The sequence below is a fragment of the Stenotrophomonas sp. STEN021 genome (assembly GCF_056760175.1).
This window is the reverse complement of record NZ_JBRREH010000023.1, coordinates 1-16,356: the sequence shown is the minus strand read 5'-3', so window position 1 is coordinate 16,356 and position 16,356 is coordinate 1. Positions and strand designations below refer to the sequence as shown.

Below are 16,356 nucleotides of genomic sequence, written 5' to 3'. Positions count from 1 at the left end.
CTCAGCAGTGGATAAAAAAAAAGTGTTCGGTTCCAATAGCTTAAGCCGCGTGGTCGGTAGGTACACATTTCCTAGAATACACTCGATGACCGCGACCAGCTGGAAGCGTGCCGGGAACTCCATGCTGCGCGCCGCGCGGGAGACGGTGACCATGCCCGATTCCAAGGGCTCGCGCAGCACTTCCAAGGCGTGCCTGCTCCACTCGGGCAACTCATCAAGGAATAAAACGCCGTTGTGCGCCAGGGAAATTTCGCCAGGGCGCGGATGCGAGCCGCCGCCAACCAGGGCAACCGCGCTGGCGGTGTGATGGGGGGCGCGATACGGGCGCTGTCGCCAGCGGCTGGGATCAACGCCACGGCCGCTGATTGAAGCGATGGCTGCGGATTCCAGTGCTTCTTCCTCGCTGGCCTCGGGCAGGATGCCGGGCAGGCGCGAGGCCAGCAGGGTCTTGCCGCAGCCGGGCGAGCCCAGCAGTAGGAGATGGTGACTGCCTGCCGCGGCAATCTCCAAGGCACGCCGTGCATGTTGCTGACCACGCACATCGCTGAGATCGGCCAGTGCGGCAGGTTCGGTTGGCGGTACCTGCGCATCGGGCAGCTGTTTACTGCCGCCCAGTGCGGCGCAGACTTCCAGCAAGGTGCGTGCGACTTTGACGTCGGCATGCTGGGCCAGTGCCGCTTCGCCAGCGTTACCCGGTGGCACGATCAGGCAGCGCTGGGCGTTGGCGGCTGAAATCGCTGCCGGCAGTGCGCCATCCACTGCGCGCAATTCACCAGTCAATGCCAGTTCGCCGATGAACTCGTAGTTGGCCAGTGCGTTGCGGTCGATCTGGCCGCTGGCGGCGAGAATGCCTAGGGCAATGGGCAGGTCAAAACGACCGCCTTCCTTGGGCAGATCGGCGGGCGCAAGGTTGATGGTGATGCGGCGCGCTGGATAGTCGAACTGCGCGCAGAGGATGGCGGCACGTACGCGGTCGCGCGACTCGCGCACGGCGGCCTCAGGCAGGCCGACGATCTGGGTGAAGGGCAGGCCGCCGGACAGGTGTACTTCCACCTGCACCAGTGGTGCATGCACACCGGTGCGGGCGCGGCTGTGCACCAGCGCCAGGCTCACCGCCCGGCGCTCAGGCGTTCTTGTCGGTGGCGCGGTTTTCCAGGGCGGCGACGGCCTGTTCCAGTGCGTCGAGCTTTTCACGGGTGCGCAGCAGGACGGCACGCTGCACTTCAAATTCTTCGCGGGTGACCAGGTCCAGCTTGCCCAGCCCTGCCTGCAGTGCGCTCTTGAAGGTGGCCTGCAGTTCTTCGCGCGAGTCGCGCAGACCCGGTGGCACCAGGCTGCTCAGGCGGCGGGCCAGCTCGTCGATGTGGTTGAGGTCGATCATGGGGTTTCTCCGCAGGGTTGAGCCGAGCCTAGGCGGCGGCTGTTGCTTGCGGGCATCGGTATCCGTTATTGCCAGTGGTAAGGATAGTCCGGAACCTTGCTAGTGGCACGTCAGCCTGCGCGGTATGCTTCAGGCACAACCCAAGGAGCTGACCAATGAAGATGATCATGGCCATCGTCAAGCCGTTCAAACTGGACGACGTGCGCGAGGCGCTGGCAGAACGCGGCGTGGCCGGTATCACCGTCACCGAGGTCAAGGGCTTTGGTCGGCAGAAGGGTCACACCGAGCTGTACCGCGGTGCCGAGTACGTGGTCGACTTCCTGCCCAAGGTGAAGATCGAGGTCGCGGTGACCGATGCGCAGGCTGACGAGGTGGTGGAAGCCATCGTCAAGGCGGCAGGCACCGGCAAGATCGGCGACGGCAAGGTATTCGTGTACGACCTGGGCAGCGTGGTGCGGATCCGCACCGGCGAGCTGGATGGGGATGCGCTTTGAGGTTTGTGGGTTCTGGGGTTTTGAAGCTTTAAAGCTTTGAAGCTTTGAAGCTTTAGAGCTTTGAAGCTTTAGCGCCCCCCTCCCCAACTCTCCCCTGCGCTACGCGCAAGGGAGGGCCAAGCGCTCTGCCCCCTCCCTTTGGCGCAGCCAAGGGGAGGGCTGCGGAGGGGTAGCTTTGGCCTCAGCCCTTGATCCACCGATACAGCTGCTTCCACGCATTACGCACGGCCTGCACCCAGCTTGGCTCGGCCAGCGCTGCGGCCTGCTCGGCGGAAGGCTTCTGCCCAGTCAAACGCTGGCGCATCTTCACCAGGTTCTTCATGTCACTGCGGCGCAGTTGGCGCGAGATCGGCCAGTTGCGCAGCCAGCGCGGCGAGCGCAGCGCCGAGGTGAAATCCAGCAGCACCGGCACGCCGGCGCTGACCACCACATTGGTGCCATGCAGGTCGTTATGGGTGATGCCGGCCGCATGCAGGCGCGCCAGGGCGTTCTGCAGCTGGTCGAAGACTTCCTGGCTCACACCCTGCACACCGGCGCTCAAGGTGTCGCCGGGGATGTATTCCATGCCCAGCGCCAGACCACCCAGGCTGCCCAGCAAGGCCGGGGCATGCTTCCAGCCCTGCAGGCGCTTGAGCACCTTGGCCTCACGGTGTACCAGCAGGCGTGCTACCGGCGACAGCGGAGTGCCGCGGTAGCGGCGGTAGTCCTTGACCACGGCCGGGCGGCCATTGAGCTCAGTGCGGTAGACGTCCGGCTCCAGCAGGCGTTCGCCGCGCTTGAGCAACTGGTTGTCGGGAACAACGACGTGTTCGCCGTCGAAATTGGGCAATGTGTTCATGCAAACCTTCCTGACGCGGGCAACGGCGCGGAAAGCGTCTTGCAAAGCCGGTCTAACGTGCCCTGGGCGGGCGGGGATGTGCGGCAATTATAAAACTGCACAGTCCATGAATTGCTGAATGTAAAAAAAATGTAGGAATCTTGTGACGGAAATGATTGTTGCGATCACGCGGTTGTCACCGCCGGGGGCGTGTGCGCCGCGCCGCGCCCTGAACGAAAAACCCCGCGCCGTTGCGGGCGCGGGGTTCGATTCACAGCGCTGGCAGCAGGCTTACTCGCCCAGTGCCTTGGCCACGAACGGCGGGCTTACCAGCACGCCGGTGTGCAGGGGGGCGGTGTAGTACAAGGTGTCGAACGGCTTGGCGGCCGAATCGGCCTCGCGGAAGCCGAAGCCGAAACCGGCCTGCTTGCTGGCCACGGTCACCGACCACCAGCCGGTCGGGTAGCACGGCTGCGGGAACGGCAGGGTCTTGAACGACTGGAAGCCGGCCTTGCCCATTTCCGAACGCATGTCCTTGATGAGCTCCAGCAGCGCCAGCGGCGACTCGCTCTGCTGCACCAGCAGGCCGTCGTCCTTCAGGGCGCGGAAGCAGCTTTCGAAGAAGGCCTTGTTGAACAGGCCTTCGGCCGGGCCAACCGGGTCGGTGGAGTCCACGATCACCACGTCCACGCTGCCCGGGGCGCAGTTGGCCATGTAGGCCACGCCGTCGTCGAACAGCAGCTCGGCGCGCGCGTCACCGTTGGATTCGCACAGCTCCGGGAAGTACTTCTCGGCCATGCGCGTGACCTGCTCGTCGATATCGCACTGGGTGGCGCTCTCCACGCCCGGGTGCTTGAGCACCTCGCGCAGGGTGCCGCAGTCGCCGCCGCCGATGATCACCACGCGCTTGGGCGCCGGGTGGGTGAACAGCACCGGGTGGCTGATCATCTCGTGGTAGAAGAAGTTGTCCTTGGTGGTCAGCATCATGGCGCCATCGATGACCATCAACTTGCCCCAGTCGGTGCTGTCGTAGATCTCGATCTTCTGGAACGGCGACTGCACCTCGTCCAGCTTGCCGGTGATGCGGAAACCAATAGCCGAACCGGTCGGCTGGAAGTGTTCGATGAACCAGTTTTCGTTGGAGGTCATGATGATTCCTGGGTGCTGGGGCTGTCCTTCTCCCACCGGGAGAAGCTGCCCCGAAGGGGCGGATGAGGGTAAGGGCGAAGCCTGTCACAGTCAGGTTTCACGCTTGCCCTCACCCCCGACCCCTCTCCCGGGGGGAGAGGGGAGGTAGTGAGGGCGCGGATTGTAACGGACCCTTGCCCCGCTAGCGTTAGAATGCGCGTCCTTATTTATCCACAGCTGAGAGTTGCTACGCCGATGAGCGATTGGTCCCTCGAACAGGCCCGCAAGACCTATTCGATTCCGCACTGGTCCGACGGGTATTTCGACGTCGATACCGCAGGCCACCTGGTGGTCCGTCCCGCTGGCGCGCAGGGCGCAGCGGTGTCGTTGCCGCAGATTGTCGACTCGGCGCGTGCCGCCGGCGCCAAACTGCCGTTGCTGGTGCGCTTCCCGGACATCCTCGGCCAGCGCCTGGGCAAGTTGCAGGCGGCCTTCGCCCAGGCCCAGTCCGACTGGGACTACGCTGGCGGCTATACCGCTGTCTACCCGATCAAGGTCAACCAGCACCGTGGCGTGGCCGGCACCCTGGCCAGCCACCACGGCGAGGGCTTCGGCCTGGAAGCCGGCTCCAAGCCGGAGCTGATGGCGGTGCTGGCGCTGAGCCGGCCGGGCGGCCTGATCGTCTGCAATGGCTACAAGGACCGCGAATACATCCGGCTGGCCCTGATTGGCCGCAAGCTCGGCCTGCAGACCTATATCGTCATCGAGAAGCCGTCCGAGCTGAAGCTGGTGCTGGAAGAGTCCAAGGCACTGGACGTGATGCCGGGCCTCGGTGTGCGTATGCGCCTGGCCTCGCTGGGCGCCGGCAAGTGGCAGAACAGCGGCGGCGACAAGGCCAAGTTCGGCCTGTCCCCGCGCCAGCTGCTGGACCTGTGGAAGGCCCTGCGTGACACCGAGTACGCCGATTGCCTGAACCTGCTGCATTTCCACATGGGCAGCCAGATCAGCAATGTGCGCGACATCGCCAATGGCATGCGCGAGGCCACCCGTTACTTCGTCGAGCTGTCGCAGCTGGGCGCCAAGATCAGCCACGTCGACGTCGGCGGCGGTCTGGGCATCGACTACGAAGGCACCCGTTCGCGCAGCTACTGCTCGATCAACTACGGCCTCAACGCCTACGCCAGCAACATCGTGCAGCCGCTGGCCGAAGCCTGCGAAGCGCATGGCCTGACCCCGCCGCGCATCATCACCGAGTGCGGCCGCGCAATGACCGCGCACCACGCCGTGCTGATCGCCAACGTGTCGGAAGTGGAACAGGCAGCCGAAGGCCGCGTGCCGGAAGCGCATGACGACGAACCTGCGGCGATCCGCCACCTGCGCGAGATCCATGAGGAACTCGACCAGCGCCCGGCGGTGGAGCTGTTCCAGGAAGCCCAGCATTTCCATGCCGAAGGCCTGAGCGCCTATGCGCTTGGCCAGATCGACCTGCCGCAGCGTGCGCGCATCGACGACCTGTTCTACGCCATCGCCAACGGCGTGCGTGCGCGCCTGAGCTACGACGAGAAGAGCCATCGTCCGGCGCTGGACGAATTGAACGACCGCCTGGTCGACAAGTACTTCGTCAACTTCAGCGTGTTCGAGTCGATCCCGGATGCCTGGGCGATCGACCAGGTGTTCCCGATCGTGCCGATCGAGCGCTTGAACGAGCGCCCCGAGCGTCGCGGCGTGATCGCCGACATGACCTGTGATTCCGATGGCATGGTCAAGACCTACGTCGAGAACGAAAGCCTGGACAGCTCGCTGCCGCTGCACGCCGTGCGCCATGGCGAGAGCTACCGCATCGGCTTCTTCCTGGTTGGCGCCTACCAGGAAATCCTCGGCGACATCCACAACCTGTTCGGCGATACCGATGCGGTGGAAGTGGTGGTGGATGCCGATGGCTACGTGATCACCCAGCAGCGCCGCGGCGACACCACCGACGTGATGCTGGACTACGTGGGCTACAGCCTGGCCGACCTGCGCGCCTCGTACCGCAAGCGCGTGGCTGATGCACAGCTCTCGGCCGAACGCGCCGCGGAGTTGGACGCAGCGTTGGAAGCCGGCCTGACCGGCTACACCTACCTGTCAGACGAACCGCTGGCGTAGTCAACCAGGTGAGCTGGCTCGGCGGATGCCGGGCCAGTTCACCTGCAGGTGCGCGACATGCCTCACATCGAGGGTTTCAGATCCACGCCTTCGAGCGATTGCTGGATCGTCTCCGCGCTGCACTCCACGGTGGCTACCTGCCTTCCATTGATGCGAACGTTGACGCCTGCGGTTGCGGCATGATCGTCGGTGATCCTGTCTGCGCTCCAGAACAGGCTGTACACCGTATTCGCATTGGGGATGTCGATCGAATAGTTCATTGCGCGCCCCGTGCCCTGCCACTGTGTGGTCGATGCATCGTTGCGGTCGATCTTCAACGATAGCTCAGGCGTCTGGCCGTGCCTGCCGAAAGAGTAATACAAGGCATCGCCGGCATCGCATAGCAACACCTGCTTCTGGTTGGTAGTGGCGCAGGAGAACAGTAGAGACTCCCCTTCGTCACAGGCCTGCAGTGCTGCAGGTGCAGCCGTGGGAGTCGCTTCCAGCAGGTCGGTGGACGGAACTGCCTGCGCGGTGTCGCAGTTGGTATCTTCACATCGCACCACATCTTGGCAACCGGCCTCTTCCATGCAGGGAGCTGGCGCGCTATCAGGAGCAGCGACTGGAAGGGCCGGTGCCTGCGATGGGCCGGTCTTCATGGCGGCTGCGGTGTTGTCACGGATGTTGTGTTGACGGTTGTAGTCCAGCACCGCGGCGGCGAAGACTTCGAGAACCATCTCCTGGGTGATGAATTCGGTGGTGAAAAACCTTGGTACATCCCAATACTGGGAGCTGCCAAGGAACCAGCGGGCAAACAGTCCCGGGCGTTGTTTGCGGGCAGCCTTGACGATGATCTCGTCAATGGCCGCGAGGCCTGCTTCCAGCTGGTCGTCGTCGAGGCTGGGCCTTCCCGCCTCTTTCTCGACGACGTTGCTGTCTTTGATCTGCGTGATGCTGTAATCGATGATGCGCAGATTGATCTTTACCTTGCGGTTGACGCAACTGACCGTGCGATCACCGAAGCACTCGTGGGTCCAGGTGTTGATGTCCCAGTCGATTCGCTGTTTCGCCACGGGCTGGCATGCAGCCACAATGAGGCCAATTGCCAGTACCGCGCAGACTCGGGTAATGCATTCCATTTCGGTGAATTCTCCTTTCGTGTGTAGTTGAACCGGCTGTTGCCGGAACCGCGCCGATTTATCGGCTGCTCACGGGAAAACTCCACTGTTTGAGACGAAGGCCAAGGCGCTGCTCACGCGTTGGCCTTCATTGCAGCTGCCAGGAAAGCAGCTTTCAGCTCTGGCGTGCGATCTGAAACCCAGCAAACGACTGGCTCACCGGCATCAACTCGATGCGGTTGACGTTCAAGTGCGCCGGCAACGTGGCCACCCAGAAAATCTGCTCGGCGATATCTTCGGCGGTCATCGGGCTGGCGCCGCCGTACAGCTGATCGGATGCAGCCTGGTTGCCGTGCGTGCGCACCAGGGTGAATTCGGTTTCGGCCATGCCCGGCTCGATCGCGGTCACGCGTACGCCGGTGCCGTGCAGGTCCGAGCGCAGGCCCAGCGAGAACTGGCTGACGAAGGCCTTGGTGCCGCCATAGGCATTGCCACCCGGGTACGGGTAGAGCGCGGCGGTGGAGCTGATGTTGATGATCGCGCCACGGCGTTCTACCAGCTTCGGCAGCAGGTGATGGGTCAGTGTCACCAGCGCGGTTATGTTGGTGTCGATCATCGTGCGCCAGTCTTCCAGGCTGGCGTGCTGGGCCGCGGCCGTGCCCTGGGCAAGACCGGCGTTGTTGACCAGCAGGTCGATGTCGCGGAAGGCGGGCGGCAGGGCGGCCAGGGCGGCTTCCATTGCAGCGGCATCGCGGATGTCGAAGGCAGCGGCGTGAATCTTGTCGGCGCCGAATTCTTCCACCAGCGGCTGCAGGCGCTCGGCACGACGACCGGTGGCGATCACTTTCCAGCCGGCCGCGGCAAAGCGGCGGACAGCGGCGGCGCCGAAGCCGGAGGTGGCGCCAGTGATCAATGCGGTCTTGGACATTGCGGAATCCTTGGGGCAGGGGATCTGGATTTTCGCACTTTGCGGCGGTGGAGGTGGGAAGGTGGGATTGACGCCTCAAGCAAGAGCCAGGAGCCAAAGCACCCCTCCCCAACCCTCCCCTACGCCTGCGGCGCAAGGGAGGGGGCAAAGCGCTGCTTCGCCACGCCGCATCCCGACAGATCGCGCAATCACCCCCTCCCTTGCGCCGCAGGCGTAGGGGAGGGTTGGGGAGGGGTGCTCTTTGCAGGTAAAACAACGTAGCAAGAACAATCGACGCACGATTAAGCCCCGGGTGCGCTGCGCTTGCCCGGGCTACAACGGCACAAACAAAAAGCCCCAACATCAAAAGATGTCGGGGCTTGAACAATCGAGACGCTCAGCTAGCGATCCATCAGCCGCAATAGCCCCCTTTAGTAAAGGGGGCGCGCCGACAGGCGCGGGGTTATGGGTGTAACGGGCACGGGGCCCAAAGTTTGCTTCACAAACTTTGGGGTGAAGCCGCCGTAGGCGACTTCACTGCGCCTTGATCGCCATAGCCTGCAAACCGGTACCGTTGAGCTTGGCCTTGGCTTCAGCCAACTCACTGGCGGTGCCATACGGACCCATGCGCACGCGGTACACGGTGTTGCCGTTGATCTGTGCCGATTCCACCCGCGCAGCCAACCCCATCATCGCCAGCTTGGCCTTGGTCGATTCGGCATCACCCGAAGCACCAAACGCACCTGCCTGCAGGATGTAGCGCACGTTCTCGGTTGCTGCTGCCGGCGCGGCAGTTGCAACAGTCGCAGCCGGAGCAGGCGTTGCCGCTGCAGGCGCCGGCTTGGGAGCCGTGGCCGCAGCTGTCGGAGTGGCGCTGGCAACCTGCGCCGGGCGCGCAGCGGTTTCACTGATCGGTGCCGGCTGGCGAGCGGGCTCGCTCACCGGTGCCGGCAACGGACGCCCTTCCAATGCAGCCTGCGCGCGCTGGGCCTCGGTTGGTGGCGTGGCCGGCGTTGCGGCCGCAGTCGCGCGCGCTGCAGCAGCACGACGCTGTTCCTCGGCCTTGGCGCTGGCAGCCAGTTCGGCGTCGGACATCTGTACTTCCGTGCCCGGCAACAAGGTGTAGAAGTCGTACTGGGTGGCTGGCTTTTCCTCCGGCTTGGCTCCGGCAGGCGTGGCTGGCTTGTTCGATTCCACCCCGGCGTCGACGTCGGCGTCAGCAACCGGTGCCGGCTGTGCGTCCGGGTTGGGTTGCGGGCCTACGCGCAGAAAACCGTCGCCGTCCTTCTTGAACAGGTTGGGCGCCGCCAGGAACACCACCGCCGCAATCGCCACGCCGGCAACCAGCCACACCCAGCCGGGCGTGCCATTGTCGTTGTTGCGCCGGGCTTGGGTTTTGCCGCGTCGTGCTGCCATGTCTACTGCGTCTCCAGGTGTTTACATCTTTTCCGGGGCACTGACGCCCAGGATGCTCAGGCCATTGGCCAGGGTCTGCCGTGCGGCGCTGGCCAAGGTGAGCTTGGCATTGCGCTCGGCTGCATCATCCACCAGCACGGGGGTGCCGTGATACCACGTGTGGAAAGCGTGTGCCAATTCACGCAGATATTGCGCGACCTGATGCGGTTCCAGTGCGATGCCGGCCGCTTCCACCACTTCCGGGTAGCGCGAGATTTCGTTCATCAGTTCCAGCGAGGTGTCGTCGCCCAGGCGCGACAACGCGGCCAGACCGTCGGCCTGCTTGTAGTCCAGACCCTTTTCCTGCGCCTGGCGCAGCAGCGAACAGACGCGGGCATGCGCGTACTGCACGTAGAACACCGGGTTGTCGCTACTCTGCTGGCGGGCCAGGTCGATGTCGAAGGTCAGCTGCGAATCGGGCTTGCGCGCGATCAGGAACCAACGCACCGCATCGCTGCCCACTTCCTCGATCAGGTCGCGCAGGGTCAGGTAGCTGCCGGCACGCTTGGACAGCTTCACTTCCTCGCCGCCGCGCATCACCGTCACCATCTGGTGCAGCACGTATTCCGGCCAGCCCTTGGGAATGCCCAGGTCCAGCGCCTGCAGGCCGGCGCGCACACGCGCCAGCGAGCCGTGGTGGTCGGCACCGAGCTCGGTGATGGCGCGTTCGTAACCGCGCTGCCACTTGCTCAGGTGATAGGCCACGTCCGGCAGGAAGTAGGTGTAGGTGCCGTCGGACTTGCGCATCACGCGGTCCTTGTCGTCACCAAAATCGGTGGAACGCAGCCACAGCGCGCCGCCTTCCTCATAGGTGTGGCCGGAGCTGATCAGCTGCTGCACGGTTTCGGCAACCTTGCCGTCCTTGTACAGCGAGCTTTCCAGGAAGTAGATGTCGAAATCCACACCAAACGCGGCCAGGTCCAGGTTCTGCTCGTTGCGCAGATAGGCCACCGCAAAGCGGCGCACTTCTTCCAGGTTCTCGGCATCCTTGGCGCCGACGATCTGGCTGCCTTCCAGGTCCACGGTTTCACCCAGCAGGTAGGCCTTGGCCACGTCGCCGATGTAGTCGCCGTTATAGGCTTCGGCCGGCCACTGCTCGTCACCCGGCTTGAAGCCGCGTGCACGCGCCTGCACCGACTTGGCCAGGTTTTCGATCTGCACGCCAGCGTCGTTGTAGTAGAACTCGCGCTTGGCATTCCAACCGTTGACTTCCAGCACGCGGGCAATGCAATCACCGATCACGCCTGCGCGGCCGTGGCCGACATGCAGCGGGCCGGTCGGGTTGGCCGACACGTATTCGACGCCGACGCTGCGGCCGTTGCCGCTCAGGTTGCGGCCGTAGTCCTCGGCTTCCTTGAGCACGCTGACCACTTCGCGCTGGTAAGCCACCGGCGAGAGTTTGAAATTGATGAAGCCTGGGCCGGCAATCTCGACACTGACGATGTCATCGCTGGCCGGCAACGCGGCAACCAGCGCCTGCGCAACGGCGCGCGGATTGCTGCGCGCGGCCTTGGCCAGCAGCATGGCGGCGTTGGTGGCGAAATCACCGTGTTCGCGGGTCTTGGGTCGTTCGACCACGAAATCCGGCGGCAGGGTGTCGGCAGGCAAGGTGCCGTTGGCGCGCAAGGCTTCGATGCCTTGGCCGATGAGGGCGCGGAGTTGGGCTTTCACGTGACTATTCTGCTTGAAGCGCGGAACTGACCATTTTACCTGACCTGCGTCACGGCCGCCTGCGAGCTGCCGGAAGGGGTCAGCAATGTCAAAAAAACAGAAAGACGGCGGCGCCCAACCGGCGGAGGGCATCCGGTCCGCCGCAGGGCGAATCTGCGGACGGGATGTGGGCGCCGCGGTTCAGACTGGCCCGTTCAGAGCCAGCCGCGCGCAGCCAACGACACTGGGGCGCCGTCGCCGATCACGAAATGGTCGAGCAGGCGGATATCCACCAGCGCCAAGGCCTGCTGCAGACGCCTGGTGATGGCGCGGTCGGCCGCCGACGGTTCAGGATTCCCGGACGGATGGTTGTGCCCAACGATTACCGCCGCGGCGTTGTGGGCCAAGGCCTGGCGGACGACTTCACGCGGGTGTACCTCGGCGCTGTCTACCGTTCCTGTGGATAACTCTTCAAAGGCCAAAGCCCGATGTCGGTTGTCCAGGTACAGCGCCGCAAACACCTCCTGCGGCCGGTGGCGCAGGCGTTGGGCGAAGTAGCGGCCGGCCGCGGTTGGGTCGGCCAGCGCGTCACCGCGCTCCAGCTCGGCGGCCAGATGACGTCGACCCAGTTCCAGTGCGGCGCTGAGCTGGCAGGCGCGGGCAGGACCCAGCCCCGGCAATCTGGCCAGTTGCGGCGCACTGCGGTCCAGCAGCGCCCGCAATGGGCCGTGACCCTGCAACAGCTCGCGTGCGGTCTGTACCGCATCGCGCCCGCGCAGGCCCGAACCGAGGAAAATTGCCAGCAGTTCAGCGTCGGAAAGTGCGCCTGCGCCACGCGCCAGCAGTTTTTCGCGCGGGCGTTCAGCGCTGGGCCAATCACGGATATGCATGAGTGGCAGATTCACCGCCATTTGCCAAAAACTGGATCAGGCGTAACAAAGCCTTCGGTTAAGCTAACCCTTCTTCTGTACCTAGGAATCCCCATCCGTGACCAGCGTTTCCCCCACTTCCCGCCCCTTGGAAGGACAGAAGCTGCTGCTATGCGTAGGCGGCGGCATCGCTGCGTACAAGTCGCTGGAGCTGGTGCGTCGGCTGCGTGATGCCGGTGCCACCGTGCAGGTGGCGATGACGGCTGGTGCGCAGCAGTTCGTTACCCCGCTGAGCTTCCAGGCGCTGTCCGGCCATCCGACCCGCACCACCCTGTGGGACAGTGCCGCCGAGCAGGCCATGGGCCATATCGAACTGGCGCGCTGGGCCGACCGCATCGTCATCGCCCCGGCCACTGCCGATCTGCTGGCCCGGTTGGCGCATGGCAATGCCGACGACCTGGTGACCACGCTGTGCCTGGCCAGTACCGCGCCGCTGACCGTGTGCCCGGCAATGAATCACCGCATGTGGCTGCACCCGGCCACCCAGGCCAACATGGCGCTGCTGCGTGAGCGTGGCGTGCAGGTGGTCGGGCCTGAGGACGGTCCGCTGGCCGAGGGCGAATCCGGCCCCGGCCGGGTCAGTGAAGCCCCGACCATCATTGCTGCGCTTGCCGGCAATGTGGCGCCGCAGGCGCCGGCCAAGCCGGGTCGCCTGAACGGGATGCGCGTGCTGATCAGCGCCGGCCCCACCTACGAAGATCTGGACCCGGTGCGCTATGTCGGCAACCGCAGCAGCGGCAAGATGGGCTATGCCCTGGCCGCCGCCGCTGCCCGCCAGGGCGCACAGGTGGTGCTGGTCAGCGGCCCGGTGCAGCTGGCCACGCCGGCCGGCGTGCAGCGCATCGATGTGCGCTCGGCCGCGCAGATGCGCGATGCCGTGCTTGGTGCCTTGCCTGCCGACATCTACATCGGCGCCGCCGCCGTGGCCGATTACACGCCGCGGCAGGTCTCGCCGCAGAAGCTGAAGAAGACCGCCGGCACCCAGACCTTGACCCTTGAGCTGGTGCGCACCGCCGACATCCTGGCGGAAGTGGCGGTGCATGAGCAGGCCTTGAAGCTGGTGGTGGGCTTTGCCGCTGAAACCCACGATGTGGAGAAGTACGCGCGCGGCAAACTCGCCGACAAGCATCTGGATCTGATCATCGCCAACCAGGTCGGCATTGCCGGCAATGGCTTTGAGAGTGACCAGAACGCGGCCGTGGCCTACTGGAACGGCGGCCTGCGCGAGTTCCCGGGCACTGCCAAGACCCAGCTGGCCGAACAGTTGTTGGATTTGATTGCCGAGAGGTTGGACGCATGAGTAATGGACTGCAGCCCTTGCAGGTGAAGTTGCTGGACCCGCGCTTCGGCGACAGCTGGCCGCTGCCGGCTTACGCCACCGAGGCCAGCGCCGGCATGGACCTGCGCGCGGCTACCGAAGCGCCGCTGACGCTGGAGCCCGGTGATGCGGCCCTGCTACCCAGTGGCATCGCGATCCATATCGCTGATCCGGGCCTGTGCGCGGTGGTTCTGCCGCGTTCCGGGTTGGGCCATCGCCACGGCATCGTGTTGGGAAATGGCACAGGCTTGATCGACGCCGACTACCAGGGGCCGTTGCTGATCAGTGTGTGGAACCGTGGCCGTGAAGCATTCACCATCGAGCCTGGCGACCGTATCGCGCAGTTGGTGGTTATGCCGATTGCACGCGTAACGTTGCAGGTAGTAGATACTTTCATCGACAGTGCGCGTGGAACGGGTGGATTCGGCCACACCGGGGTGCGCTGACAGGGGGAACGCACGATGAGCCAAGGCAATGAGAGCGGGCGGCCACGTCCTGCGCTGGGTCGATCAACGCCACTGCTGGCGGTGCTGTTGCTGTTGTTGGCCGGTTGGTTCGGCTGGAGTGCGGTAGATCAATGGATGCAGTCCGGCACCAGTGCCGGCCTTGAGCAATCCCGCGATCAGGCCGTGGCCGACGTACAGAAAGCGCTGTCCGCGCAGACCGCGCAGTTCGGCAAGCAGTTGGCGCTGGAGCCGGTCAAGGCCGCGCTGGCCAGCGGCGATGCAGCCGCCGTCGCTCTGGCGGTACGTGACAAGTGGACCGGCGTGGAAGACGCACAGGTACTCGACGCCGGCCTGGCCGAGGCTTATGCCGAGCCGGCGACGTTTGGCTACTCGCGGCTGGCACTGCTGGAACAGGCCATGGCCAGCGGCCAGCCGGTGGCGCTGGTGGTCCGCGACGGTGGTAGCCCACGCCTGGGCCTGGCCGCACCGGTGCTGCTGCAGGGCAAGCCGGCGGTGATCTACATCCGCCAACCGCTGACCCGGCTGACCTCCGTATTTGACGGCATCGATTCACCGAACAGCGCCTTCCTCGGGCTGCGCCAGGGCGGTTTCACCATCGTCCAGAAGGGTGCAAGCGACCTGGGCAACAGCGCTGATGCCTTGGCGCGCCCGGTTGGCGACACCGGCCTGCGCGTTGTGGCCGAACTGCCGGATGCCAGCACCGGTGCGATGGGCTTGGGGGTGGTTGCCAGTGCCATCGTGGCCTTGTTGCTGTTGATTACCGCCTTGTTGCTGCTATTGGGTCGCAAGCGTCTGATGAACCTGCCGGCCCTGCGCCGAGGCACCGTGGAGGCCGACGATGGTGGGCTGACCCTGCAGGAAGCGCTGCAACAGGACCCGCAGCCTGTGCCGGTTTCGGCCAATACGCGCGAGGCCGATGCGCCGCAGGTGCGCGCTGAGCCTGGTGCCGAGGCGGTATTGCCGGTCATCTTCCGTGCTTACGACATCCGTGGCGTGCTTGGCACCGAGTTGAACGCCAGTGTCGCCACGCTCATCGGTCAGGCCATCGGTAGCGAAATGCAGGCGCAGGGCCTGCGTGATGTGGTGGTGGGCCGCGATGGCCGCCTGTCCGGCCCGGAGCTGGCAGATGCCTTGATCACCGGCCTGCGCCGCGCTGGCTGCGATGTGATCGATATCGGCATGGCACCGACGCCGGTGGTGTATTTCGCCAGTTATCACCTGCGTGCTGGCAGCTGCGTGGCGGTTACCGGCAGCCACAACCCGCCGGACTACAACGGTTTCAAGATCGTCATCGGTGGCGAGACGCTCTCAGGCGACGCCATCACCGACCTGTACAAGCGCATCCAGGAAGGCCGCCTGCAGCATGCCGACAGCGAAGGCAGCCTGCAGCAGCGCGAGGTCATCGACGATTACGTGCAACGCATCGCCGACGACGTGCAGTTGGACCGCCCGCTCAAGATCGTTGCCGATGCCGGCAATGGCGTGGCCGGTGCGGTGGCACCGCAGTTGCTGGAAGCCATTGGTGCCGAGGTGATTCCCCTGTACTGCGATGTGGACGGCAACTTCCCCAACCACCATCCCGACCCCAGCGACCCGCACAACCTCGAAGACCTGGTACAGATGGTCAAGCGTTTCGACGCGGACCTGGGCGTGGCCTTCGATGGTGACGGTGACCGTCTTGGCGTTGTCACCAAGGACGGCAAAATCATTTTTGCCGACCGCCTGCTGATGTTGTTCGCCGCCGACGTGCTGGCCCGCAACCCGGGCGCGATGGTCATCTACGACGTGAAGTGCACGGGCAAGTTGTCGGACTACATCCTGCGCAACGGCGGCAGCCCGATGATGTGGAAGACCGGGCATTCGCTGGTCAAGGCCAAGATGCGCGAGACCGATGCCGAGTTGGCCGGCGAGATGAGTGGCCACTTCTTCTTCAAGGAACGCTGGTACGGCTTTGATGATGGCCTGTACGCAGCGGCACGCCTGCTGGAAATCCTCGCCCAGCGTGATGAAGAACCGTCCGAGGTATTGAACGAGTTGCCGGATGCGATCTCCACGCCCGAGTTGAAGGTGGCGGTGGAGGAGGGCACCCAGCATGCGCAGGTGGCCTTGATCGTGGCGGCGGCGCAGGTGGAGGACTCGGTGTTCGCAGGCGCGCGCATCTCGACGATCGACGGCCTGCGTGCCGACTTCAGCGATGGCTGGGGTCTGGTGCGCGCCTCCAACACCACGCCTGTGCTGGTGCTGCGCTTCGAGGCCAATGATGAGGCGGCGTTGGAGCGGATCAAGGGGCTGTTCCGCGAGCAGTTGCTGCAGGTGTTGCCGGCGGGGACAGAACTGGGGTTCTGATCGGTTGTGCTGTTTTGAAAAGCCGCCCATGCCTTGCGTGGGCGGCTTTTTGCTTTCTGGTCTTCTGGTGTTGCCAGCTGCTTTTCTTGCGAAGCAGGTTCTGCCAGGGGGCTTCGGGTTGCGGCGAAAAGCACCCCTCCCCAACCCTCCCCTTGGCTACGCCAAAGGGAGGGAGACAAGCGGCAGCGCTTCGGTCTGATGGTCAGCGCGCGATGCGCCCCC

The 16,356-nt window shown here is 64.7% G+C and carries 13 protein-coding genes and 1 pseudogene; 5 read left to right on the top strand and 9 right to left on the bottom strand.

The window, feature by feature from the left end; all coding sequences use genetic code 11:
* Positions 1 to 30: 30 nt before the first annotated feature.
* Together ACVOL0_RS07050 and ubiK are read right to left on the bottom strand one after the other, a co-directional pair.
* Positions 31 to 1,113, bottom strand: a pseudogene (locus ACVOL0_RS07050) (YifB family Mg chelatase-like AAA ATPase); the annotation flags it as partial.
* Between the two features lie 10 nt (positions 1,114 to 1,123).
* Complete coding sequence (gene ubiK / locus ACVOL0_RS07045; RefSeq protein ID WP_481548512.1) at positions 1,124 to 1,381, bottom strand: ubiquinone biosynthesis accessory factor UbiK; 258 nt, start codon at positions 1,379 to 1,381, stop codon at positions 1,124 to 1,126.
* Positions 1,382 to 1,536: 155 nt separating this feature from the next.
* On the opposite strand from ubiK, the gene ACVOL0_RS07040 reads away from it, so the two are divergent.
* Complete coding sequence (locus ACVOL0_RS07040; protein WP_057628415.1) at positions 1,537 to 1,875, top strand: P-II family nitrogen regulator; 339 nt, start codon at positions 1,537 to 1,539, stop codon at positions 1,873 to 1,875.
* Positions 1,876 to 2,056: 181 nt separating this feature from the next.
* Here ACVOL0_RS07040 and ACVOL0_RS07035 read toward each other — a convergent pair whose 3' ends face one another.
* Together ACVOL0_RS07035 and speE are read right to left on the bottom strand one after the other, a co-directional pair.
* Positions 2,057 to 2,713: an RIO1 family regulatory kinase/ATPase domain-containing protein gene (locus tag ACVOL0_RS07035; protein WP_481548511.1), complete on the bottom strand. Its 657-nt coding sequence runs from the start codon at positions 2,711 to 2,713 to the stop codon at positions 2,057 to 2,059.
* 270 nt (positions 2,714 to 2,983) lie between these two features.
* Positions 2,984 to 3,841 carry a polyamine aminopropyltransferase gene (speE, locus tag ACVOL0_RS07030; protein WP_282267936.1) on the bottom strand — a complete coding sequence of 286 codons (858 nt, stop codon included), beginning with the start codon at positions 3,839 to 3,841 and terminating at the stop codon, positions 2,984 to 2,986.
* A gap of 234 nt (positions 3,842 to 4,075) precedes the next feature.
* Here speE and speA point away from each other — a divergent pair, with 234 nt between their 5' ends.
* Positions 4,076 to 5,965, top strand: coding sequence for an arginine decarboxylase (speA, locus tag ACVOL0_RS07025; protein WP_481548510.1), 1,890 nt, complete (start codon positions 4,076 to 4,078; stop codon positions 5,963 to 5,965).
* 62 nt (positions 5,966 to 6,027) lie between these two features.
* Here the strand turns inward: speA and ACVOL0_RS07020 are convergent, their stop codons facing one another.
* The 5 genes from ACVOL0_RS07020 to radC all read right to left on the bottom strand — a co-directional run bounded on the left by ACVOL0_RS07020 (position 6,028) and on the right by radC (position 11,964).
* Complete coding sequence (locus ACVOL0_RS07020) at positions 6,028 to 7,083, bottom strand: hypothetical protein (RefSeq protein ID WP_481548509.1); 1,056 nt, start codon at positions 7,081 to 7,083, stop codon at positions 6,028 to 6,030.
* Between the two features lie 154 nt (positions 7,084 to 7,237).
* Complete coding sequence (locus ACVOL0_RS07015) at positions 7,238 to 7,990, bottom strand: SDR family NAD(P)-dependent oxidoreductase (RefSeq protein WP_481548508.1); 753 nt, start codon at positions 7,988 to 7,990, stop codon at positions 7,238 to 7,240.
* A gap of 513 nt (positions 7,991 to 8,503) precedes the next feature.
* Positions 8,504 to 9,385 (bottom strand): SPOR domain-containing protein, encoded by an 882-nt coding sequence (locus ACVOL0_RS07010; RefSeq protein ID WP_481548507.1) that lies wholly within the window; start codon positions 9,383 to 9,385, stop codon positions 8,504 to 8,506.
* 21 nt (positions 9,386 to 9,406) lie between these two features.
* Positions 9,407 to 11,095 carry an arginine--tRNA ligase gene (gene argS, locus ACVOL0_RS07005; protein WP_481548506.1) on the bottom strand — a complete coding sequence of 563 codons (1,689 nt, stop codon included), beginning with the start codon at positions 11,093 to 11,095 and terminating at the stop codon, positions 9,407 to 9,409.
* A 194-nt stretch (positions 11,096 to 11,289) separates the two neighbouring features.
* A complete protein-coding gene (gene radC / locus ACVOL0_RS07000; RefSeq protein WP_481548514.1) occupies positions 11,290 to 11,964 on the bottom strand; it encodes a RadC family protein in 675 nt (224 codons plus the stop codon).
* A 97-nt stretch (positions 11,965 to 12,061) separates the two neighbouring features.
* Here radC and coaBC point away from each other — a divergent pair, with 97 nt between their 5' ends.
* From coaBC to ACVOL0_RS06985, 3 genes are read left to right on the top strand one after another with little or no spacing between them, the layout of a single operon-like run.
* Positions 12,062 to 13,303: a bifunctional phosphopantothenoylcysteine decarboxylase/phosphopantothenate--cysteine ligase CoaBC gene (coaBC, locus tag ACVOL0_RS06995; RefSeq protein ID WP_481548505.1), complete on the top strand. Its 1,242-nt coding sequence runs from the start codon at positions 12,062 to 12,064 to the stop codon at positions 13,301 to 13,303.
* The gene (gene dut / locus ACVOL0_RS06990; protein WP_481548504.1) at positions 13,300 to 13,767 is read left to right on the top strand and encodes a dUTP diphosphatase; all 468 of its coding nucleotides are present in this window, start codon (positions 13,300 to 13,302) and stop codon (positions 13,765 to 13,767) included. Before coaBC ends, dut begins: the two co-directional genes overlap by 4 nt.
* 15 nt (positions 13,768 to 13,782) lie before the next feature.
* Complete coding sequence (locus ACVOL0_RS06985; protein WP_481548503.1) at positions 13,783 to 16,134, top strand: phosphomannomutase/phosphoglucomutase; 2,352 nt, start codon at positions 13,783 to 13,785, stop codon at positions 16,132 to 16,134.
* Positions 16,135 to 16,356 lie beyond the last annotated feature (222 nt).

Bases quoted from the DNA above. Each gene is read 5' to 3' on its own strand.
- ubiK (WP_481548512.1), bottom strand. From the start codon at position 1,381: ATGATCGACCTCAACCACATCGACGAGCTGGCCCGCCGCCTGAGCAGC.
- ACVOL0_RS07040 (WP_057628415.1), top strand. From the start codon at position 1,537: ATGAAGATGATCATGGCCATCGTCAAGCCGTTCAAACTGGACGACGTG.
- ACVOL0_RS07035 (WP_481548511.1), bottom strand. From the start codon at position 2,713: ATGAACACATTGCCCAATTTCGACGGCGAACACGTCGTTGTTCCCGAC.
- speE (WP_282267936.1), bottom strand. From the start codon at position 3,841: ATGACCTCCAACGAAAACTGGTTCATCGAACACTTCCAGCCGACCGGT.
- speA (WP_481548510.1), top strand. From the start codon at position 4,076: ATGAGCGATTGGTCCCTCGAACAGGCCCGCAAGACCTATTCGATTCCG.
- ACVOL0_RS07020 (WP_481548509.1), bottom strand. From the start codon at position 7,083: ATGGAATGCATTACCCGAGTCTGCGCGGTACTGGCAATTGGCCTCATT.
- ACVOL0_RS07015 (WP_481548508.1), bottom strand. From the start codon at position 7,990: ATGTCCAAGACCGCATTGATCACTGGCGCCACCTCCGGCTTCGGCGCC.
- ACVOL0_RS07010 (WP_481548507.1), bottom strand. From the start codon at position 9,385: ATGGCAGCACGACGCGGCAAAACCCAAGCCCGGCGCAACAACGACAAT.
- radC (WP_481548514.1), bottom strand. From the start codon at position 11,964: ATGCATATCCGTGATTGGCCCAGCGCTGAACGCCCGCGCGAAAAACTG.
- dut (WP_481548504.1), top strand. From the start codon at position 13,300: ATGAGTAATGGACTGCAGCCCTTGCAGGTGAAGTTGCTGGACCCGCGC.
- ACVOL0_RS06985 (WP_481548503.1), top strand. From the start codon at position 13,783: ATGAGCCAAGGCAATGAGAGCGGGCGGCCACGTCCTGCGCTGGGTCGA.